This window comes from Bosea sp. AS-1, assembly GCF_002220095.1.
GTDB lineage: Bacteria > Pseudomonadota > Alphaproteobacteria > Rhizobiales > Beijerinckiaceae > Allobosea.
Genome location: NZ_CP022372.1, coordinates 954129 through 975362 on the forward strand (window position 1 = coordinate 954129; position 21234 = coordinate 975362).

Below are 21234 nucleotides of genomic sequence, written 5' to 3' on the forward strand. Positions count from 1 at the left end.
CCTCACAGTCCTGTCGCACGCGAAAGCCGGCTCTCGACTGATCCGAGGGCCGAAGCGATCCGGTTGGCCTGTTGCAACTGGAGCCGGCCGATCGCCGGGTCGTCGGCCCGGATCAGGGCGATTGCCTTGCGGACTTCGGCGACGGCAGCACCCACGGCCGCACGGGCCTCCTGTATCGTACGGGCCGCGCGAACCTTGCGCGCTGCCTGACGGATCGCCGCGGGGATGCCCCGCATCGGCCCTGGCAGGGTCAGGGCCTTCGCCTCGAGCGCATCGGCGAATTGCTCGAGCGCGCCGCCGACGCAGGTCTTGTATTCGTTCACGGCCTTTTTCTGGCGCTCGTACTGGCTTTCGCAGTTCGCGACCTTCGATTCGAGGTCGTTCGAGGACCGCTCGATGGAGGCGAGAGTATCACGCGCTGCATCGAGCTCTCCCGGCCGTCCCGTCCCGAGAGTCGGCCCGCCACCACCGACGCCGCCGCTACCTCCGTTGCCACCGCCGCCGGTCAGGTCGAAATTATCTGGGGGATTAGGCAGGGAAACGGTGGTGGTCGGCAGATCCAGTGTGGGGTTTCCAGCGGGTGGGGTATCGATCAGCGACGGATCCGCTCCGACGCTCATCACGCCGGGGACATAGGCGATCGCATAGTTGCTCGGATTAAAGCTTCCGCCCGTCGCGCTGCCGATCAGGATCGCGTAAAGGCCGGTACTGGCGGTGGAGAGGGCACCGGCGCTGAATAGCGCTGCCGATCCGACCGTTTCGCCGTTCTGCAAGCCGCTGACGCTGAATTCGGTGCCGATGAAGGCGAAGGGCAGCCCATAGGGCTTGTTCTGGTTATTTGCGGTCACAGTCAGCGGTGCGGGAGCTACGGTGATGCTCGGTGTGAGCGCCGCATCCGTCTGTGTGGCCACGACGCGGTAGGCGATGCCCAGCGTGCTGGTCTGGTTCACGCCGGTGATGGAATAGGACCCGACTGGGCTCGTCGCTGTTGCCGTACTAGCGAATGGGTTGGCGAGGGAAAGGGTGTCTCCGGACGGACCGAAGACATAAGAGCCTGGGCCACCATAGCTCGCGAGCAGCGAAAAGGCGCTGGAGCCGCCATAGAGCCGCGTCGTGCCGTCGGTGACGGCGCGGATGACGGGAGAGAGAGTGTAAAGCTCGGGATAGAAGCCGGCGCTCGGGGGAGCCCAATTGGCCTCGAAACTCCAGCCTTGCGCGCTGGCCAGGGGCACGAAGATGCCGGGGTTCTGGAACTGCGCCGTCGTCAAACCTGTTGGGGCGGCGGAGCCGGTGTTGTCGGTGCCGATGCCCTGTGCCTGGCCGGTCGTCGTGAGGTCCCAGAAGGAGCCGGCGACGGTTGCTCCGTTCAGTCCGATGAGGCCGCCGACGGCTGTGCTGCCGGCGCCGCCATTCACGGCTCCAGTGGCATAGGCCTGCGATACCGAACCCAGATTCTGCCCGGCTAGGCCGCCGACCGAGTTGCTGTTGGCTCCGGCTGACACAGCTCCGGTAGCGTAACTCTGCGCGATGGTACCTGTGAACGTTCCGTCCGAGGTCACGAGAATGGTATTGTCACCGACAAGGCCGCCGACCAGGACGGTGGACGCGCCGGCCGTGACGGTGGCCGAAGAATATGTCTGAGAGATCGAGCCGATATTCTCGCCGACCAGACCGCCGATCACGCCGCCGCGCTGGCCCCCCGACGTTGCCAGGCCGCCATTGCCGATCGAGACCGCTCCGGCGGAATAGCTTTGTGCAATGCTTGCTCCAGCCTGATTGATGCCGACGAGTCCACCGACGGTACTTCCGAACGGTCCACCATTCACCGTGGCTGTGGAATAGGACCGGGTCAGCGTGCCGGCATTCGTTCCGATCAGGCCGCCGATGCTTGTCGCTCCATTATTGGCGGAGGGCGTTCCGAACACGACACCGGCAACGGTTCCCGATGCACTGACCTGAGAGATTGTCCCCGAATTTTGTCCAGCGATTGCCCCGACCTCGGAGTTTCCGCTGATATTGACGTTCGCCAAGGAGAGGTTGGTCACGGTCGCGGTCGGGCCGACGCTGCCGAAGAGGCCGACCCCTGTTTCGCCCGGACGGTCGATGAAGAGGCTGCTGACGGTATGGCCTTGTCCGTTGAAGGTCCCGGCATAGGGCAGGCTGTGTGTCGCGATTCCTCCGAGCGGGGTGAAGCCGACGATGCCGCCGTCGCCATCCGTCCACCCGCTCGTCACGCTGGCGTCGATGTCGTTTGCCAGCACGTAATTCCGGGTCAGATCGAGCCCGCCGCTCAGGTTGGTGATCGTATTGATGCCTTGGAGGCCATAGACATCGGCAATCTGATAGGGGGTGGTGGTTCCGTCACCACCGAGCACGCGCAGAAAGCTGCCGCCCGACAAACGGAAATCCGCAGCCGAGAAGGCCGCGTTGTTATATAGCGGTCCCGTTTGCGTCCAGGCTCCCGATCCAAGAGTGAACGTGCCCACATTGACTGACCCCGGGGCGCATGGGGAATAGCTGCACCCTACGATGGCGCTGCCGGTTGAGGTCGTCCAGCTCAACGGCGTGGTGATTGTGCCGCCGGCGAAAAGGGTCAATCCGCCCTGCGGAGCCGAAATTGCCCCGGCGATGACGATATTGTTGTCGGCGTCGAGCGTGAGCGTCGTCGCCTGTGTCCAGGTGATGGGGGCGCCGACCGTAATGTTGCCGGCCTGCGTCCCAGAGTTTCCCCCCGTCGTGATTGTGACATTGGCCGTCGCCAAGGCGTTCTGGAGGTCCGTGGCGTTGATGACCGAATTGTCTCCGCTTGGCGTGAAGCTGCCGTTCGTGGTCGGCCCGCTCTCGATGTAGATATTGTAGGGGTCGAGCAGCAGGGTCCCGAACTTGCCTTGCGCAGCGGTCAGGACCGTCTGCCCGGTATAGCTGAGCACGCCCTTGCTCGAGACCTCCGCGGATCCGCCGTCTCCGCCCGTGGCCCCGCCGCGGGCGCGGATCAGGCCGCCGAAGCCGGTGAATTCGTCCGACCAGAGGACGATGCTGCCGCCGTTGCCGCTTTCGGTTGCGTCCGCTGTGATCGTGGTCTTGCTGTCGACGACCGTGCTGCGCGCATGCGGCAGGGCTCTCTTGCCCTGGAGGTCGCCACCGATCCGGATCGTGCCGCCTCCGGTGCGGCCACTCGCGTCGATGCTTGCGCCGGCAAGCCCGATGCGATCGCCGGTGATGGTGATCTCGCCGCCCTTTCCGGCCGTCGCGGGGCGGTTGCGTGTAGCGTTGGCCTTGCGGCCTTGGCGGGTCGCGCTGGCCGTGAGCCGGCCGGAGACAGTGACTGTGCCGCCGGCCCCCCCGCCCAGGACGATGGCTCCGGAGCGCCCGCCCACCGTCCGAGCTTCGACAACGCCCGTCAGATTAATCGCCTGCCTGGCGACCTCGCGCGCCGTCGCGGCTTTCATCTCGACGCGCCCGCCATTGGCTCGGATGCGGCCGCTATGCTGGATCAGTGCCTTCTCGCCGGCCGAGCCGGAAGGCATGGCGACCTCGAGGAAGCCGTCGCCGGAGATGTCGAGCGTCGCACGCTCGCCGGCGCCGAGACCGACCCGTCCCAGCGGTACGCTGATCGTGCCGGTATTCTCGACCGAGCCGCCGAGCAACGCTGCATATCCGCCGCGACCGACCTCGATCGTGCCCTGGTTGACCACCGGCGCCGAAGCTCCAGTGCCAGCAAAGCTACGCCGCCCGGCCTTGAAGTCCTCGTCGCTGATGCCGAGCGTCGAGGCGACGAAACCACCGCCGGCCCTGACCGCGCCGCTCGGCGTGATCATGATGCCATTCGGATTGACGAGATAGACCTGTCCGTTGGCGTTGATCTGTCCGGCGATGGTCGAGCTTGTGGAGCCGGTGACGCGGTTGAGCAGTGCTGACGAGCTCGACGGCTGCCGAATGTCGACGTTGGCGCCGGCCCCGACCGAAAAGCTCTGCCAGTTCACGATCGCGGCGGCGGAAGACTGCTGGATCGTCATGGTGCTCGCGCCCGGCGTGGCGATGCCGACCGAGCCGTGCGTGACCGACGGCCCGGCCGGCAGCTCTCCCGCCAGGCTAGAGCCGAGTGGGACGAGGCACGTGCTCGCGAGCAGCGCGAGCCAGACTGCAGCTTTACTTCTCATCCGCGATTCCTCGTCGAAACCGAGAGGCGATGTTCAGAAGCGAATAGAGCCTACCATGGTGAAACGGTTGGAGTTCGGTAGCCGGCCGTCACGAAGCTGGCGCCCGAATTCGAGGGCGAGCGACGCCTGCGAGAAAGATGGATCCAGCGTCGCGCCCAGCCGCAGGCCGACGCCGATGGAGGAAACATGCGTCGTCGCCTGCTCGACCACGGTGGGCCGGTGCAGGTAGAGCGCTCCCGTTGCGGCGAAGGCGTAAGGCGTGGCGGAGACCGGAAAACCCGCGAGCGACATCTGCCAGGGCGAGTTCACCTCGGCACGCAGGATCCAGCCGCTGTCACCGCCCAGCGTGCCAGCATCGAAAGTCGATAGTTCCTGGAAGGAGGCAATGCCGAGCTGCTCGGCGCGTGGCAGGGCATGGTTGAACGACGTCTGACCGCGGGCGAGCAGGGCGATCCCGAGATGCTCCATCAGCGGTTGTGCATATGAGACGATGGCCTCGAACTTGCGGAAGTCGGCATTCGCTCCCAGGCGCGACAGTGGCAGCAGGGGCGTGGCATCGGACGCGCTACGGGCGCCGAGCGCGTCGAGCCCGGCCGAAAGGATCGCGCGGCCCGAGAGGGCGCCACCGTTGGGGAGTTGCATCGTACCGTCGGTGGCGGCCCGCAGCACCCTGAGGCGGTCGAGCGAGAGCGGCAGCTTGGCGCCGCCGAAGCGGATATCGATGCGCTCTTCCTCGGCATCGAAGATCAGCTCCGAGGCGAGGGTCAGCGCGCGCGAGCGAATCCAGGGATAGCGCAGGCGCACCGAATAGCGGTCGAACACGCTGGCGGTCTGAGGCAGGCCGAGGGGCGGCTTCGGTGTCGTGCGGCTCTCGGTCGCTTCCAGATTGAGCGTCAGCCCGTCGATCCCCAACGGGATCACCGCACCGCCCGACAGGGTCCGCATACGGGGAAACTGATCGAAAAGGCCACCGAATCCGGTCGCGTCCGAGCCGCTCGGATGACCGGCCGCGCGGAAGTAGAGAGCTTCCCCGAAGCCGAAGACACTGTTGACGTCGAGGCCGGCTGTCGCCGTCGTGCGGCCTAGCGAGCTGGAGAGCGTGTTGTCGAAGCCGAGGGTTCCGGAGACAGGACGATACTCCGCTCGGACGACGAGAATGGTGGCGCCTAGTTCTTTCCCGGGCGAGAGGGCCGAGCGCAGGGCGACGCCTGGCGTGTCTCCCGCGATCATCAGCTGGCGCTCGATCTCGGCCAGGCGCAATTCGCGCTTGCCGATCAGGGGAGCCAGGACGCTCTCGACCCGCGCCCGCACCCTCTCGGGAACGGCGCCGGTGTCGATCCGTTCGACGTAGCCGCTGACGATGACGATGCGGAGCTGCCCACCGTCGCGCAGGCTCTGGGCTGGCAACAGCACGCGCGTCAGAACGTAACCCGCGCGGGCATAGGCCGCCTCCAGCTCCCGCGCAGCGGCAAACAGTTCCGAAGCGGGAATGCGCCCGCGGATGAGCTTGGCGCGGAACTGCTCCTGCTCGCCGGCGAGTTCGCCGCGCCCCCCTTCGATGGTCACGCCCGAAAGCCGGATCCACAAACGTTCGGCACCTGCCGGGGCGTCGAGGCCGGGCTTTCCGGAGAACAGCAACGACCCGCCAGCCCGAGGCTGATCGGGGCGGAAGCTCGGCGGCGTGATCTGGCTGGCGGTCTGGGCAAAGGCGGAAGACGATAGCAGAAGACCGCTCGCAAGAGCGAGCCACGCCATGCTCGTCCGTCGGAAAACGCCGAAAACCATCCGCATCAAGTTCCTGCCCCAATGCGATGGCAGCAACTCATGGCGTTCCCGTCAAGAAAAAAGGATTTTTCACTTCACGCTGTCGTGCGGAGTGGCTGAATTGTAACAGCGTTATTGATCGGTATTCAGCGTAAAGAGAATTGGACCTGAAGAAGCAAGTCCAAAATAAGTCGTTGTAATATAAAGATGTTCAAATACCTTAGGTAGGCAATTACGTATATCGCCGCTGTTTCCCACGAAATTCGTGGGAAAACTCGCGCCGTCGCGAGAGAGCGCGGCAGAGGGCGGTTTCTCTGCTTCTGGTGCGGAGAATTGGGCCGGCGTCGAGGGGAGATGCGAGAGGCGGCTCGTGCAGCCCTCGCACCCAGCCGGCACGATCCGGTTGCGAGCGATGGCGGCCTGCACCGTGAACGCCGCCCTGCCGCGAAGCCGGCTAGCCCGGAAATGCCTCGGGGTAGGCGAAGAGGCCGGGGGCGCCGCCGGTGTGCCAGAAGACGACGGTTTCGCCCGGGGCGATCGCGCCGCTTCTCACGCGTGCGATCAGCCCGGCCATCGCCTTTCCGGTATAGACGGGGTCGAGCAGGATCCCTTCCGTGCGCGCGACCAGTTCGACCGCCTCGACCATCGCCGCAGTCGGTTGGCCGTAGCCGGGGCCGACCTGGGAAGCATCGACTTCCAGCCTGGCCGTGCTGCGCGGGCGGCCTTCCAGAGTGGCGATCTCCTGAACGAGCCCGGAAACGATGGCGCTCGCCTGCTCCGACGAGCGCGAGACGCTGATGCCATGCACGCGGCAAGGCAATCCGGTTTCCTCCACTCCGACCAGGATGCCGGCATGGGTGCCGCCGCTTCCGGTGGGCAGGACGATGTGATCGAGCTTGCAGTCCTGGCTCTTCGCCTGCGTTGCCAACTCCAGAACCGCGTCACGATAGGCGAGGCTTCCGAGGCCATTCGAGCCGCCGACCGGGATCAGGTAGGGGCTGCGCCCTTGCGCCGACAGGGCCGCCATCGTCTCGGCGGCGACGACGGAGCTATCCACGCCCGCTGCGAGAAGGCGGACATCAGCGCCGAAGATCCGGTCGAGCAGCCAGTTGCCATTGTTTCGATAGGCTTCGCTTCGGTTCTCCACCGAATCCGTCAGCAGGAGCACGCAGCGGAGGCCGTGCCGGGCGGCCGCTGCCGCAGTCTGGCGGGCATGGTTCGATTGTATGGCGCCGAGCGTGACCAGTGTGTCGGCGCCGCGCTTCAAGGCTTCCGCAACGAGGTACTCCAGCTTGCGTGCCTTGTTGCCGCCTCCGGCAAAGCCGGTAGAGTCATCGCGCTTGATCCAGATCGACGGGGCCTGTCCGTTGCGGCCGAAGGCCCGCGACAGGTTGGGGAGCGGCTCGAATGGCGTCGGCAACGCCGCGAGGCGGATCGTGTCGGGTCGGTTCATTCCAGCAGGCTCCGAAGGCAGGCGCCGTGAATCGCGCCATGCCACCATATCGCCGGAGCATCGGAGCGCCGGGTCGATCGCTGCATGCCTGCCGTGCGTGTCCGACACAGCGATAGCCGAGGCCGGCGAGGCGAACCTCGCGACCGGTCAGGTCGGGAGCTAGGCTGGCCGGGCAGAGCGGCCGCGCAGGAATGTCGTCCGCTGGCTTTCCTCTTCCTGCAGCCGGATCTTCGCCCGCATCAGGTCCTTCCAGCCGAGATAGCCGACCAGTTTTCCTCCCTCGCGGGAGACCACTGGCAGATGCGCGACATTGGCTTCCGAGAGCCGGTCGGCGACGCTCTCCAGATATTCGTCGGGATAGGCGACTACGAGGCGGTCCGGCGGCAGGATCTCCGCCAGCGGCGCGGTTCGATGCGTTCCGGAGCGTCGCCAGCGGATGACCGAGGGCGGGTCGATGATGCCGAGCGCCCGGCCCTCGGTGTCTACGACCGGAAAGCTCGGATGGCCACGCTCGGGGGCGGCGAGGAAGCGCGCCGCCTGATGCAGGGTCATCGCGGCCGGAACCGTCTCGACCTGGCGAGTCATCACCTGCTCGACGCGGGTCAGCGCGAAGGGATCGATGCGGTATTCGCGGACGATGTGATGGCCGCGCCGCGCGATCTTCTCGGTCAGGATCGAGCGCTTCATGACGAGTACGGTGAAGGCGTGGGCCGCGGCGCAGGCAGCGATCAGCGGCACCAGCACATGGGTGTTCCCGGTCAGCTCGACCGCGAAGAAGGTCGCGGTCAGTGGCGCGCGCATCGTGCCACCCATCGTCGCTGCCATGGCGAGCAGAGGCCAGAACCCGGGTGATGCCGTCGGGAGGACGCCGGAGGCCACCGCCCCCATGGCGCCGCCCATGATCAGAAGCGGGGCCAGGACGCCGCCCGAAGTGCCCGAGCCGAGAGCTATCGACCAGATCACCGCCTTGGTGACGAGCAGCGTGATCGCTGCCGCCGCCAGCGTCTGACCGCCCAGCATGTCGGCGATGTTGGCATAGCCGACGCCAAGCGCGCGAGGATCGATCAGGCCGCCGAGGCCGATGACGACGCCTCCGATCATCGGCCACCACATCCAATGGATCGGCAGCTTGAGAAAGGCATCCTCGCAGGCATAGACGAGTTGCGTCAGCAGCGCCGAGAGCGCGCCGGCCGCGATGCCGATGGCGACCCAGCCGAGCAGGCCGGGAACCGAGGCTTCCATCGACCCCGTGAAGGGGAAGAGCGGTGCCGGCATGTGCAGCAGCGTGCGCTCGACCTCCGCGACGATGGCTGCAACCGCGACCGGGATGAAGCTGCGCGGCGTCCATTCGAACAGGAGCAGTTCGACCGCCAGCATGATGGCGGCGATCGGCGTGCCGAACACGGTGGTCATGCCGGCAGCGGCGCCCGCGACGAGCAGGGTCTTGCGCTCGCTGTCGCTGACAGGCAGCGCCTGAGCGATCAGCGAGCCTATCGCGCCGCCGGTCATGATGATCGGGCCCTCGGCACCGAAGGGGCCGCCGGTTCCTATCACCACCGCCGAGGACAGGGGCTTGAGGATCGCGACCTTGGCGTCGAGCCGTGAGCGCCCGAGCAGGATCGCTTCGATGGCCTCGGGAATACCGTGGCCACGGATCTTTTCGCTGCCGAAACGCGCCATCAAGCCGACGATCAGCGCACCGATGACCGGGATGAGAACCGTGCCGGGGCCGAGCTGGATGCTGCCCATATCCACCTCCGCGAAGGAGAGGCGGTGGAAATAGGCGATGTTGGTCGCGAGGCGGATCAGGTTCAGCAGTGCGATGCCGGCCAGCACACCGGCGGAGGCAACGACAACCGCAATCGCCGCGATGACGAGCACGCGCGGGCTGGTCGTGAAGTCGCCGAGGCGGCGCTTGTCCTGGCTGCGGGCGGCCATCGGGGTATTCCTCATGAGATGCGTGGGAAGCGAGTGTGGCAGGTCTATCGTAATACGATATAAATTTGTCAAGCTGCTCTTTGCGAGGCGCGCCGGCAGCGGTGTAGAGGGGGAAGAAGAGCAATCGCCCGGAGCCTGAGCCTTGTCACGACCTCGCCTGACGCAGGACGATTATACGGCGCTGGCGGAGTTCCGTTATCTGCTGCGCTCCTTCCTGGAGTTCAGCGAGAATGCGGCGAAGCAGGCGGGGCTCACGCCGCGGCAGCATCAGGCGCTTCTGGTCATCAAGGGCTACAGGCATGGAGACCCGATCGCCGTCGGCGACCTGGCCGACCGGCTGAAGATCCGGCACAACACGGCGGTGGAACTGGCCAACCGGCTGGTCGAGGCTGGGCTGGTCGACCGCGGCCATGACGGCGCGGATCAGCGGCGCGTCCTGCTCAGGCTGACAGCGGCCGCGGAGCAGCATCTCGCCGCGTTGTCCGGTGCCCATCTCGACGAGCTTTCGCGAATCCGTCCGACCTTGGAGGAAATTCTGCGGCGCTCCTCCTGATGGGCGTGGAGGCCGAGTTCGTTACAGCCGCCGCGAGAGGCGAGGGTCGAGACGGTCCCGCAATCCGTCGCCGAGCAGATTGACCGCCAGCACGACCAGGGCGAGCGCGACAGCCGGGCAGAAGATCGTCCAGGGGGCACGCGCGAGATAAAGCCGGCTGGAGGCGATCATGTTGCCCCAGCTGGGAACCTCCGGCGGAACGCCAGCGCCCAGGAAGGAAAGCCCGGCCTCGACCAGGATGGCAGAGGCGCAGATATAGGTGGCCTGCACGATCAGAGGCGCGATCGTGCTCGGCATGATGTGGCGGAACAGGATGCGCGGCGTGCCCGCTCCGCAGGCGATCGCTGCCTCGACGAAGGGCAACTGCTTGACGCCGAGCACGATCGACCTCACCAGCCGCACCACGCGCGGCAGCTCCGGGATCGAGATCGCTGCCACCACGATGGCGATGCTGCCCTGATTGAGGGCAACCATCGCGATCGCCAACAGGATGGCGGGGATCGCCATCAGCCCGTCCATAAGCCGCATGACGATGCCGTCGAACCAGCGATAATAGCCGGCGAACAGCCCGATGATCAGCCCCGCGAGGACCGAGATCGCCGCGACGCTCAGACCGACGATGAGCGAGACGCGGGCGCCGTAGACGGTTCGGGCGAAGACGTCTTGGCCGAGCTGGTCGGTGCCGAACCAGAGTTCCCGGGAGGGCGGCTGCAGGCGCCGGGTCGGCAGCTTCAGCATCGGATCGCCGGCGATCAGCGGCGCGATGATCGCGACGGCGACGAAGAAGATCAGGATGGCCGCGCCCAGCAGGATCGTCGGATTGCGGCGCGCGAAGCGGCCGAAGCGGGCGAGCCGGTTGCCGGAGGTCGAGGGGGTGGTCGGAGCGGTGATCGCAGTCATCGGTCGCGCCCCTCAATGCCGGATGCGCGGGTCGATAAGCGAATAGGAGAGATCGACCGCGAGGTTGATCAGCACGTAGATACCCGAGAAGACCAGGATCACGCCCTGGATGATCGGATAGTCGCGCTTCGAGATCGCATCGACGACGAGGCGGCCGACGCCGGGAATGTTGAAGACGGTCTCGGTGATGACGACGCCGCCGATCAGCAGCGCCACGCCGATGCCGATCACCGTGATGATCGGCACCCCGGCGTTCTTCAATGCGTGTTTCATCAGCATGGTGCGCGCCGAAACGCCCTTGGCGTTGGCTGTGCGGATATAATCCTCTTCCAGCACCTCCTGCATCGAGGCGCGGGTCATGCGCGCGATCAGTGCGATATAGGCGAGACCCAGCGTTACCGTCGGCAGCACGAGGTGGAGGAACCATGGGCCGATGCCGTCCAGGATCGGTCGATAGCCCTGCACAGGCAGCCAGCGCAGTTCGATCGCGAAGATATAGATCAGCCCGTAGCCGACGACGAAGGCCGGCATCGAGAAGCCGAGCACCGAAAACCCCATCAAGAGCCGGTCGATCGGACGGCCTGCCTTCCAGGCGGCCAGCACGCCCAGCGTGACGGCGATGGTGACGGCAAAGAGCATCGTCAGCACGGCGAGAGACAAAGTCGGCTCAAGGCGCTGCAGGATCAGCGTCGAAACTGGTGTGCTGGAGAAGATCGAAACGCCGAGGTCGCCCTGGACGACGCGCAGCGCCCAGCGTCCGAACTGGACGAGCAGGGGATCGTCGAGCCCGAGCCTCTGGCGAATGGCGAGGATCTGCTGCGGCGTGGCGTAGTCCCCCGCGATGATGGCGGCCGGATCGCCCGCCGAGAAATGCAGCAGCAGGAAGACGAAGATGCCGACCAGCGTCATCACCAGAATGGTCGATGCCAGACGTTGTGCGAGGTAGCTCAGCATGGTCCCGTCGTCCTCCTTCGACTGGGTCGTTGCGGGCACCGGCGGCCATCGGCCGATGGGTGGATGCAGCGCGGGGCGGATAGCCATCGTCGGGGTTGCTGCCGCGCGATCGCCTTCGCAAGACGACGCAGAGAGCCGGGGCCCGCCTGGCGCGGGTCCCGGTTGTCGGGCGCAGGGCGCGACGAGGCTTTCAGCCCTTCTTCACGTTCCAGAACGGAATCAGCTCGGGCATGCCGATCAGGCCCGTGAGGTTGCGTAGGGCGGCCGGCTGGAACCATTGGCCAAAATACATGTGCGGCACGAAATCCCAGGCATTCTGCTGGATGTCGCGGGCGATCTGCTTGCGTTCGGCGTCCGTCTGGGCCGCGGCCCATTTGTCGCGCAGCTGTTCGTGCAGTTCGTTGCTTGGCCAGCCGAACCAGCCTTTCTCGCCATTGGCGGCGTGGCCGCTGAGCGAGACGGGGTTGCCGAAGGCGTTGACGGAACCGGAGGTGAAGAAGACGTTCCAGCCACCCTGGTCCGGTGGGGACTTCACGGCGCGGCGCGTGACGACAGCGCCCCAATCGGAGGCCTGCAGCGAGACGTTGAAGCCGGCCTGGCGCATCCATTGCGCGACCAGGTTGGCGGCATTGTTCATGTAGGCGATGTTGGTCGCCTGCAGTACCACCACCGGGCGCCCGTCATAACCGGATTCCTTGACGAGCTGCTTCGCCTTCTCCATGTCCGGCGCCGTCTTGAACCAGTCGATATTGGCATCGTTCTCCATCGGCGTGCCCATGCCGAACAGGGATGAGCAGCCGCGGAAATACTTCTCATCGCCGAAGGTCGCCTTCATCACCTCAGTCGGGTGGATGAGGTGCAGCATGGCCTGGCGGGCCTTGACGTTGTTGAACGGCGGATAGAGCCAGTTGACGCGAACCCAGCCGAGCTGCCCCTGCTTGTTGAGCACTTCGAGCTTGATCTCCTTCTCACCGGCGAGCGAGTCGAGCAGATCGACGTTCGGATATTCGATCATGTCGATCTCACCGGCCCGGATCGCGGCGATCGCGGTCGCCTCATCGGCGATGTTCTCGAAGACCACCCGGTCGACATTCACCACCTTGCCGCCGGCGGTGAAGACCGCAGGCTCTGAGCGGGGCACATAGTTCGGGTTCTTGTCGTAAACGTAGCGCTGGCCCTGGACGACGGCGCCCTCGTTGAAGACGAAGGGGCCGGAGCCGATGATCGTGCTGATCTGTTGGTTGGGGTCGGTCTGCGCCTCCTTCTCGCGCATGACGTAGCAGACATTGGTCGCAGCCTTTGCGAGCCATTCCACCACGAGCCCATAGGGCTCCTTCATCACGATCTGGAAGGTCTTGTCGTCCTTGACCGGCGTGTCGGCCAGGCGGGCCATCATGTGCTGACCGCCGCCGTCGCGCGCGCCCCAGCGCCGGATCGAGGCGACGCAATCCTTGGCGGTCACGGGCGTGCCGTCGCTGAAGTTCAAGCCGTCGCGCAATTCGAAGGTGTAGGTCTTGCGGTCGTCCGAGAGCGACCATTTCGAGACCATCTGGGGCTGCGGCTCATATTTTTCGTTCACGCCGAACAGCATGTCGTAGACCATGCCCGCGTGATAAGAGGTCATATTCGCGGTGGTCCAGACCGGATCGAAGACGCGAAGATCGCCGTGCAGCACGGCGCGGATGGTGCGTGCGGTGGAAGGCGTGGACTGGGCGCGGATCGTGGCCGGGGCGGCGACGAGCGCACCGGTTGCCAATCCGCCCTGAACGAAACGTCGGCGTGTCGTGGTCATGTCGTTCTCCTCCTCGTTGCAGGCTGGGCCGCGGGCATTCACCTCGTCTGGCCCTTATCGGGGCATGCTTCTTCTCTCCTGTTCCATCCGGGGGCGCGCGGCGTCAGACGACGAGGCGGCCCGGCGGGAGCGGATCATGCGGCCAGAGCGGCCGGTTGATCTTGCGGTAGGGATATTTGCGCACGTCGAGATGCGACGGGCCGCCGCCATCGGTGTAGATCACCTCGCTGGCGATAGGGCCGTAGGCGGCATGGAAATGGTTGGTCGACTTGACGCTGACGATGCGCTTCTGGGTCGGGTCGATACCGACACTGGTGAAGATCTCCAGCCCCAGCGCCTGTGTCCGGTGCGAGAGCAGTGCGACGTCGATGCCGTCGATGCGGATGCCGACGGCATTGCCGATCGGTACCTTGGCTGTGCCGAAGCTCTGCGTCCCGTTGCGGACCGCGCCCAGCACCGTCACCTCGCCGTCGACTGGCGGCCCCGAGGTCGAGGCGGCCTTGCCACCGAAGCGCAGCGGAATGGTCGCGCCGACGCCCGCCGTGAGGCAGAACTCGACCGCGACCGGGTCCCAGACCGGGCCGACAGCGGCGTCGGCGATGCCGCGTTCGCGCAGGCGGTGGATGATGTTGGTGTTGTCCGAAGCCGCGCCACCACCGGCATTGTCGGTCGAATCCGCGATGACGCGCGGGCCGTTGGCGGGCCCGCCGAGCGCGCGGTCGAGCGCCTCGTCGAGCGGCGTCACGGGCGGAGCGAACTGTCCCTTGAGCGAGCGGAACTCCTCGCCGAGCTTCGCCGCCAGCGCATCGCCCTTCGCCTTGGCATTGTCCGTCACGACGAGGACGCGGGTGCCGATCTCGGGGACGTCGCCTTGCTGGAAGCCATGCGCCAGCGAAACGGAAAGGATGCCATCCTTGCCTTCGAGCGCGCTCATCCGATCGACGAAGGAGCGGCCTGGCTCGCGCGTGGTCGGCACCAGCTCGATCATGCGGCAATCGTAAAGCGACATCACGGGTTTGATCTCGCCGCGGATCGTACGCAGTATGAGGTCGACCAGCTCCTCGGCCCGCTCGACGAAGTCGATATGCGGATATTCCTTGTAGAGAATGATTGCGTCGGCGAGACGCACCCGCTTCTCGGTCAGATGACAATGCGGATCGAGCTCGACGCCGATCGGGACGTCGGGGCCGACGATGGCGCGGACATGCTCGAGGATGTCGCCTTCGCAGTCGTCATAACCATGCGCGACCATGGCACCGTGCAGCCCGAGCAGGACGCCGTCGACCGGTAGCGCGGCCTTGAGCTGGGCGAGGATCTCGTCCCGCATCTCCTCGTAATCGGCCTTGACGCAGGTTCCGGACGGCTCGGCCCAGAAACAGGAGCCTTCGATCAGTTCGAAGCCGTCGCGCTTGGCGCGTTGCCGGGCGACATAGAGCGGAGCGGTGGTGTGGGTTGCCCGGTCGGGGTGATGTCCGGCCGGGAAATAGGCCGAGGCCTCGAAATTGGCCCGTGATGTCGGGATAGGGGAGAATGTGTTCGTTTCGGTCGCGAGCGAAGCGGCAAACAGACGCATAAGCTACCTTTCCGAAAAGGTGATCCTCATGTTCGGTTGGCCGCGAAGGCCATGTCAAGCTGCAGCGCCGCTCCCGAATTGTGCGCCTGCGGTATCGGCTTCGGTGCGTGAGCCCCTCGATCAGTAGGTCGCCCGGGCGCCCGACAGGTCGAAGATGCCGCCCGTCGAGAAGGAGCATTCGTCCGAGGCGAGCCAGAGTACCATGCGCGCCACCTCTTCGACCTCGACGAAACGCCCCATCGGGATGCGGGACATGATGTCGGCGCGCCGCTCCACGGAAATCTCCTTCGCCATGGCGGTCTCGGCGGCAGCGGGCGTGATCGCCGTCACGGTGATGCCGTCGCGCGCGGTCTCCTTGGCCGTGCTCTTGGTCAGGGCGATCACGCCTGCCTTGGAGGCCGAATAGGCGGCGGCCAGCGCCATCCCCTCCTTGCCCTGGATCGAGGCGATGTTGACGACGTGGCCGCGCAGCGGATGGCCGCCGATGCCAACGCGCGGCTCCTGCGTCCGCATGCGGCCGAGCAAGGCCCGGCTGACGAGATAGGTGCCGAACAGGTTGACCCGGAGCACCGCCTCGAAATTTCGCGGATCGGTTTCCCAGATCGGCTTCACCTCGCCCAGAATGCCGGCATTGTTGACGAGGATGTCGATGCGCCCATGGGCGGCGAAGGCAGCCGCGGCGGCGGCATCAACGGCGGCGGCTTCGGTGATGTCGACCTGGCGCTGGCCGACGCCGAGTTCGGCAGCGGCTTCACCGAGGCGGGCGAGATGAGCGTCCCACAGTTCCACCGTCGCGCCGGCATCGCGCAACGCCGCGGCAATACCGCGGCCGAGGCCTCCAGCACCACCTGTGACGATGGCCTTGCGGCTGGCGAGATCATAGCGGGCATCCATCAGCCGGCGCTCCAGGCGGTCTTGGTGCGGGTGATCTGATGACGGTAGAGGCCGAGCGAATAGGGCCCGGCGGCGCCGATGGCATCAAGCGCGGCGGGTGACAACGCCTGTTTCGCCAGTGCGGCGAAATCGGGCTCGTCGCCCCAGCCCTCGAGCAGCAGTACCCAGCGCGGCACGGCATTGGCGACGCCGCGGGCCTTCTGCTCGGCGGTCGCGACGCCGCTCGCCTCGGCATCGGCGACGAGCAGGTGCACGCCGGCGATGCCGGGTTTATAGAGCAGATCGGGAATGAGGCGCCGCACCAGCGCCTCGCGATGATCCTTCTCCCGACCTTCCGGCACATCGTAGCGCAGCGTCGCGATCAGTCCGCCTTGTGCCGGGCCGGTGCTCTCGACGACCCGGCAGATCGAACGGGCGACCGAGCGGAAATGCTTGACGGCGCTGAGCGTCCAGGGCGTGGGTGCGTTGACGCGAGCGGTGTAGTCCTGGCTCTTCAGCGTCTCGACGCTCAGCGCCTCATAGAGGTTGAAGAACTCCAGCTCGGCCTCGATCGCGACATAGCGGCGCCCACGCAGGAAGCCGGGAATGCCGACGCGTTCCGGCATGTGCTCCTGGCCGTGCCAAGCATAGAATTCACCGCGCCCCTCCGGCGCGATGTCGTGCCAGATCGCGACCGCCCCTTCACCCGCCAGACTCAATGCACCCTCCCGGCTTGCCGTCGCGAGGCGCGTTGACTCGGCCTCGCCGCACTCATATACGGAAAGGAATTCTGAATTGGAAATCATTTCCAAAAATAATCCGAGGACGCCATCAAGGTGACGATCGCTGCCGTCGAGCGGGCATTGAAGCTGATCGAGGCGCTAGCCGGCGAGCCGGATGGCGTCGATCTCAGCCTGCTTGCCGAGCGGCTCGACCTGCCCTTCAGCGCGACGCATCGGCTGCTGGCGACCCTGGCCGAGCGCGGGTTCGTCGGCCAGGATGCGCAATCCGGTGCCTACGGCCTGACGCTGAAGCTCGCCCAACTTGCTTTCCGCGATCTCGACAGCCGCGGCCTGCCAGATGCCGGCCAGATCGTGCTCGACCGGCTGGCGGCGGAGACGCGGGAGTACTGCCGGCTCGCAGTGGTGGACCGCGGCGATCTGGTCTGGATCGCTCGCTCGCAGGGGGCGACGGCCGGCTTGCGCTACGAGCCGCCGATGGGGGCCGGACCTGTCCTGCACGCGACCGCGACCGGCAAGGCTTGGCTCGCCTCGCTGCCGGAGGCCGAGGCATTGCGCATTGTCTTCGCGCGCGGCTTCGACGGCGATGACCGTACCGGGCCGAATGCGCTCAGGGACGTCGACGCGCTGAGGGCCCATCTCAGCGAGGCGCGGCGGCGTAGCTTCGCGACGGCGGTGGAGGAGGGAGAGATCGGCATCGTCGCAATGGCGACGACCTTCCGATCCGGCCCCGATCCGGCCGCGCCGATTGCCGGGACGCTGAGCGTCGCCGGCCCGCTGCCGCGGATGCCGGAGGAGCGGCGACCGGTTATCGCGGAAGCGCTCAAGCGTGCCGCCGAAGAGATGGCCGAGATCTGGCCGCTGCGCCGGCGGCAGATTCAGCCGACGCCGGCCGTGCCGGTGCGCGACATCCAGCAGGCAGGAGTATCGGCATGAGCGACGGAGCCGCCACATCGGCTCTCCCGGCGGGTTCGGTGGAGCGGAGCCGGCTGCGCGAGTGGGGCTCGGCCATCGCATGGCCGTTGATGAGCTTCGCCGTGCTGCTCGCCGCCTGGGAATGGCTGGTGCCGCTCGCGCGTATCCCGGAATATATCCTGCCGGTGCCGAGCGCGTTCTTCGAGCGACTCTGGACCGACCGTGCCGAGATCTTCCAGCACACCCTGGTCACAGCCAATGAGGTCGTGCTCGGCTTCCTGATGGCGGCGGTCATCTCGATCCCGCTGGGCTATGTCATCGTATCGGTGAGGTTGCTGGAGAAGGCGATTTATCCGGTCATCGTCTTCTTCCAACTCGTGCCGAAGATCGCGATCGCGCCGCTGTTCGTCGTCTGGTTCGGTTTCGGGCTGTTTCCGAAGGTGCTGCTGACTTTCCTGCTCTGCTTCTTCCCGACGCTGGTGGCGAGCATGACCGGTTTCCGCGCCCTCGACGAGCGCGTGCTCTATCTCACCCGCTCGATGGGCGCCTCGGCCTGGCAGACCTTCCGCTATGTCCGCGTGCCGGCGGCGCTGACCTATATCTTCTCGGGACTGAAAGTCTCGGCGGTCTTCGCCGCGACCGGCGCGATCGTGGGCGAGTTTGTCGGCGCCAATGCGGGCCTCGGCTACCTCCTGCTACGCGGCACGAGCTTCCTCGACATGCCGCTGATCTTCGCCTGCCTCGTGGCGCTGAGCGTCGTCGGCATCCTGTTCAGCTACATCGTCGACGGCCTCGAAATTCTGCTGATGCCCTGGCAACGCAAGGGCTGACCACCACACGCATAAGCCGGATGAACCGGCTCTCGGGAGGATACAGATGAACAGACGCATGCTGATCACCGCTGCCGCCGTGCTCGTGCTGAGCGCTTCCGGCGCACTGGCGCAGAGCGCCGGCAAACCGATGAAGATCACGCTGAACTTCCTTGCCGCGGCTCCCAATGCCGGCTTCATGATGGCCAAGCAGATGGGACTCTACCAGAAAGCCGGCATCGACTTGACCATCGAGGAGGGTAAGGGTTCCGGCACCACGGCGCAGATGGTCGCGACCGGCCAGACCGATCTCGGCTTTGCCGACGCTCCGGCCGCGATGCAGCTGCGCACCAAGGGCGCGCCGGTGAAGATCGTCGCGCCGGTGCTGCAGACCAACGGCTTCGCCATCATCGCGCTGGAGGATTCCGGCATCGCCTCGCCGAAGGACCTCGTCGGCAAGCGCGTCGCGGTCCAGCCCGGCACAGCGCAGACCACGCTGCTCGACGCAATCCTCGCCAGCAACCAGATCGACAAGAGCAAGGTCAACATCATCAACATCGACCCGGGCGCCTTCGTCGGGGCGCTGCTGGAAAAGAAGGTCGATGTCATCCTGGGCGGCGCCGATTTCCACTCCGTCCAGATTCGTGAGCGTGGCTTTAAGGTGCGCGACATCTTCTATCGCGACGTCGGGGTGCCGACGGTCGGGCTCTCGATCATCGCCCGCGACGACAGGATCAAGGCCGACGCCGAACTCTATAGGAAGTTCGTCGAGGCCAGCCTGCAGGGCTGGGATGCAGCCCGTAAGAATCCGGACGCCGCCGCCGACGCGGTCGTCGCGCAATTCCCCTCGGTGAAAAAGGCGCAGGTGATGGCCCAGTTCGACGTGGTCAACAAGCTGCTCTGTGCACCCGGTGCAACATCGCTCGGCAAGGTGCCGGAAGCGAACTGGACCAAGAGCTTCGAATTACTCACCCAGTATCTTGGCCTGCCCAAGGACAAGCCGATCACCGATTACTACACGACAGAGCTGCTGCCGGCGTCGGCACCGGCTTGCCCCTAAGCCTTGGAAGGCGGTCATCCCAGGCAACCGAAGGGCGGTCCGGGAGCCAAGCCTCAGCGCTTCCGGCAGCCATCCCGGCATGGACCCCAGGTCTCTGCCTTGCTTCGTCGGGGATGCCCCCAATTCGAATGAGAATACGATGACCGCTGCAGCCGCCCACGCCGCCGCCTCGATCGAGGGACGCGGCCTCATCAAGACCTTCGGCAGTTTCACTGCCGTCGATGGGCTGACATTGAACATCCGCAGCGGCGAATTCGTCAGCCTGATCGGCCCTTCCGGCTGTGGCAAGAGCACCTTCATGCTGATGGCCGCCGGGCTGATCCCTGTCAGTCAGGGCGAACTCCTTGTGAACGGCAGGAAGCTGACCTCGCCGCTGACCGATATCGGTATCGTCTTCCAGGATCACCTGCTGCTGGAATTCCGCACGGCGATGGAGAACGTGCTGCTGCAGGCGGAAATTCGCGGCCTGCCATTGGAGCCGGCGCGCGAGCGGGCGCTCGAGCTTTTCGCAAAGCTCGGTATCTCCCATGCGGTTGATCGCTATCCGAAGCAGCTTTCCGGCGGCATGCGCCAGCGCGTCTCGATCGCGCGCGCTCTGATCCACAATCCCGCGGTGCTGATGATGGATGAGCCCTTCGGCGCGCTCGACGCCATCACCCGCACCCAGATCCGGCACGATCTTGAGCTGCTCTGGATGGAGCAGGCGAAGACCGTGGTCTTCATCACCCATTCGATCGAGGAGGCGATCGGCCTCTCGGACCGCGTGCTGGTGATGTCGCCGACGCCCGGTCGAATCGTCGATGAGATCGCGATCGAGCTGCCGCGTCCGCGTCCGGCCCATCTCGGCGACTATCCGAGCTTCAATCACTATGCCGACCGCATCCACGACGCTTTCCGGCGATTTGGTGTGATCAAGTATTGAGCGAGTATCCCAATGGGGTGCGGTTGCGTTGCTTTCGACCAGCAGCGCCCTCAAGACCAGACCGGATCGCGCATGCGCATGCCGATCGCATGCGCATGCTGCGCGACACGCGCAGCAATCTGATCCTGCACACCACTGTCGGCCGCAATTGTCGGGAATGACAGGCAGAGCCCCATGATCTCATTGCGCCCAGGATCTGCAATCGCTGCCCCGATCGAGGAAATGCCCGGCGTGATCAGGCTTGACGAGCGGGCGATCCGATTTTTCCGGATAGCCGCAAACTCCGCCTTGACCTCCTGATCGCTCATCATCGCGCGCAAACCCAGCTTACCTTGTGCATCGAGCTGCGCAATGGCGCGATCGTCGTCCAGTCGTGCCAGGATCGCCCGGCCTATGATGGAGTCGAAGGCTGGCTTGCGCTCGGCCACGGCGCCGGTGTGTTGCAAAGCATAGGTACCTTGCTGGGCGACCAGCAGCACGCGCTCGTGTCCTGACACGATTCCTGCATGCCCGGTGAACCCGAACTCGCGCACGAGGTCGTCGATTGCGACGCGAACCAGATCCAGCAGACTGTGACGGGCGAGATAGAGCGCGGCGAGGTCCAGCGCACGCCCGCCGACGACATAACCCTGATCGCGGTCCTCGCGCTCCAGAAGCCCGGCTTCCGATAGCGCTTTCAGCAGCCGAGACACCGAGGCCTTGGGCATGTCGAGCTCGCGGCAAACTTCCCCGACACGCAGAACGGTCCGTTCTTCGTTGAGAAGCGAGAGGATGCGCAATCCATTTTCGAGCGAGCTCATGGTTGTTCCATATGCGATAACAGCGTTG

16 protein-coding genes are annotated in these 21234 nt (G+C 65.8%); 5 read left to right on the forward strand and 11 right to left on the reverse strand.

All coding sequences use genetic code 11. The features are described from left to right. Positions 1-2: 2 nt before the first annotated feature. The 4 genes from CE453_RS06145 to CE453_RS06160 form a co-directional block, all read right to left on the reverse strand. A complete protein-coding gene (locus CE453_RS06145; protein ID WP_089173782.1) occupies positions 3-4160 on the reverse strand; it encodes a beta strand repeat-containing protein in 4158 nt (1385 codons plus the stop codon). 33 nt (positions 4161-4193) lie between these two features. Beyond that, positions 4194-5915: a ShlB/FhaC/HecB family hemolysin secretion/activation protein gene (locus tag CE453_RS06150; RefSeq protein ID WP_089177737.1), complete on the reverse strand. Its 1722-nt coding sequence runs from the start codon at positions 5913-5915 to the stop codon at positions 4194-4196. 463 nt (positions 5916-6378) lie between these two features. Then, entirely contained in the window at positions 6379-7377 is a 999-nt protein-coding gene (locus CE453_RS06155) for a D-cysteine desulfhydrase family protein (RefSeq protein ID WP_089173783.1), read from the reverse strand. Positions 7378-7536: 159 nt separating this feature from the next. Next, positions 7537-9315: a chloride channel protein gene (locus tag CE453_RS06160; RefSeq protein WP_089173784.1), complete on the reverse strand. Its 1779-nt coding sequence runs from the start codon at positions 9313-9315 to the stop codon at positions 7537-7539. A gap of 142 nt (positions 9316-9457) precedes the next feature. Here CE453_RS06160 and CE453_RS06165 point away from each other — a divergent pair, with 142 nt between their 5' ends. After that, a complete protein-coding gene (locus tag CE453_RS06165; RefSeq protein ID WP_089173785.1) occupies positions 9458-9868 on the forward strand; it encodes a MarR family winged helix-turn-helix transcriptional regulator in 411 nt (136 codons plus the stop codon). A 21-nt stretch (positions 9869-9889) separates the two neighbouring features. Here CE453_RS06165 and CE453_RS06170 read toward each other — a convergent pair whose 3' ends face one another. From CE453_RS06170 to CE453_RS06195, 6 genes are all read right to left on the reverse strand, one after another. Continuing rightward, positions 9890-10768 (reverse strand): ABC transporter permease, encoded by an 879-nt coding sequence (locus CE453_RS06170; RefSeq protein WP_089173786.1) that lies wholly within the window; start codon positions 10766-10768, stop codon positions 9890-9892. A 12-nt stretch (positions 10769-10780) separates the two neighbouring features. After that, positions 10781-11722 (reverse strand): ABC transporter permease, encoded by a 942-nt coding sequence (locus CE453_RS06175; protein WP_089177738.1) that lies wholly within the window; start codon positions 11720-11722, stop codon positions 10781-10783. Positions 11723-11912: 190 nt separating this feature from the next. Further along, positions 11913-13514 carry an ABC transporter substrate-binding protein gene (locus CE453_RS06180; protein WP_089177739.1) on the reverse strand — a complete coding sequence of 534 codons (1602 nt, stop codon included), beginning with the start codon at positions 13512-13514 and terminating at the stop codon, positions 11913-11915. Between the two features lie 103 nt (positions 13515-13617). Then, positions 13618-15087, reverse strand: coding sequence for a M81 family metallopeptidase (locus tag CE453_RS06185; protein WP_089173787.1), 1470 nt, complete (start codon positions 15085-15087; stop codon positions 13618-13620). A 120-nt stretch (positions 15088-15207) separates the two neighbouring features. Next, positions 15208-15981 carry an SDR family NAD(P)-dependent oxidoreductase gene (locus CE453_RS06190; RefSeq protein WP_089173788.1) on the reverse strand — a complete coding sequence of 258 codons (774 nt, stop codon included), beginning with the start codon at positions 15979-15981 and terminating at the stop codon, positions 15208-15210. Beyond that, positions 15981-16679 carry a hypothetical protein gene (locus CE453_RS06195; RefSeq protein ID WP_089173789.1) on the reverse strand — a complete coding sequence of 233 codons (699 nt, stop codon included), beginning with the start codon at positions 16677-16679 and terminating at the stop codon, positions 15981-15983. The genes CE453_RS06190 and CE453_RS06195 overlap by 1 nt, the downstream gene beginning before the upstream one ends. Positions 16680-16796: 117 nt before the next feature. Here CE453_RS06195 and CE453_RS06200 point away from each other — a divergent pair, with 117 nt between their 5' ends. The 4 genes from CE453_RS06200 (at position 16797) to CE453_RS06215 (ending at position 20406) form a co-directional block, all read left to right on the forward strand. Then, positions 16797-17636, forward strand: a complete 840-nt coding sequence (locus CE453_RS06200) for an IclR family transcriptional regulator (RefSeq protein WP_089173790.1) — start codon at positions 16797-16799, stop codon at positions 17634-17636. Next, positions 17633-18445, forward strand: coding sequence for an ABC transporter permease (locus tag CE453_RS06205; RefSeq protein ID WP_089173791.1), 813 nt, complete (start codon positions 17633-17635; stop codon positions 18443-18445). The genes CE453_RS06200 and CE453_RS06205 overlap by 4 nt, the downstream gene beginning before the upstream one ends. Positions 18446-18491: 46 nt before the next feature. Then, positions 18492-19484 carry an ABC transporter substrate-binding protein gene (locus CE453_RS06210; RefSeq protein ID WP_089173792.1) on the forward strand — a complete coding sequence of 331 codons (993 nt, stop codon included), beginning with the start codon at positions 18492-18494 and terminating at the stop codon, positions 19482-19484. A gap of 139 nt (positions 19485-19623) precedes the next feature. After that, complete coding sequence (locus tag CE453_RS06215; RefSeq protein WP_089173793.1) at positions 19624-20406, forward strand: ABC transporter ATP-binding protein; 783 nt, start codon at positions 19624-19626, stop codon at positions 20404-20406. Between the two features lie 50 nt (positions 20407-20456). Here CE453_RS06215 and CE453_RS06220 read toward each other — a convergent pair whose 3' ends face one another. Further along, on the reverse strand, positions 20457-21206 hold the full coding sequence (locus CE453_RS06220; RefSeq protein ID WP_089173794.1) for an IclR family transcriptional regulator: 750 nt from the start codon (positions 21204-21206) through the stop codon (positions 20457-20459). Positions 21207-21234 lie beyond the last annotated feature (28 nt).

Bases quoted from the DNA above. Each gene is read 5' to 3' on its own strand.
- CE453_RS06145 (WP_089173782.1), bottom strand. From the start codon at position 4,160: ATGAGAAGTAAAGCTGCAGTCTGGCTCGCGCTGCTCGCGAGCACGTGC.
- CE453_RS06150 (WP_089177737.1), bottom strand. From the start codon at position 5,915: ATGGCGTGGCTCGCTCTTGCGAGCGGTCTTCTGCTATCGTCTTCCGCC.
- CE453_RS06155 (WP_089173783.1), bottom strand. From the start codon at position 7,377: ATGAACCGACCCGACACGATCCGCCTCGCGGCGTTGCCGACGCCATTC.
- CE453_RS06160 (WP_089173784.1), bottom strand. From the start codon at position 9,315: ATGGCCGCCCGCAGCCAGGACAAGCGCCGCCTCGGCGACTTCACGACC.
- CE453_RS06170 (WP_089173786.1), bottom strand. From the start codon at position 10,768: ATGACTGCGATCACCGCTCCGACCACCCCCTCGACCTCCGGCAACCGG.
- CE453_RS06175 (WP_089177738.1), bottom strand. From the start codon at position 11,722: ATGCTGAGCTACCTCGCACAACGTCTGGCATCGACCATTCTGGTGATG.
- CE453_RS06180 (WP_089177739.1), bottom strand. From the start codon at position 13,514: ATGACCACGACACGCCGACGTTTCGTTCAGGGCGGATTGGCAACCGGT.
- CE453_RS06185 (WP_089173787.1), bottom strand. From the start codon at position 15,087: ATGCGTCTGTTTGCCGCTTCGCTCGCGACCGAAACGAACACATTCTCC.
- CE453_RS06190 (WP_089173788.1), bottom strand. From the start codon at position 15,981: ATGGATGCCCGCTATGATCTCGCCAGCCGCAAGGCCATCGTCACAGGT.
- CE453_RS06205 (WP_089173791.1), top strand. From the start codon at position 17,633: ATGAGCGACGGAGCCGCCACATCGGCTCTCCCGGCGGGTTCGGTGGAG.
- CE453_RS06210 (WP_089173792.1), top strand. From the start codon at position 18,492: ATGAACAGACGCATGCTGATCACCGCTGCCGCCGTGCTCGTGCTGAGC.
- CE453_RS06215 (WP_089173793.1), top strand. From the start codon at position 19,624: ATGACCGCTGCAGCCGCCCACGCCGCCGCCTCGATCGAGGGACGCGGC.
- CE453_RS06220 (WP_089173794.1), bottom strand. From the start codon at position 21,206: ATGAGCTCGCTCGAAAATGGATTGCGCATCCTCTCGCTTCTCAACGAA.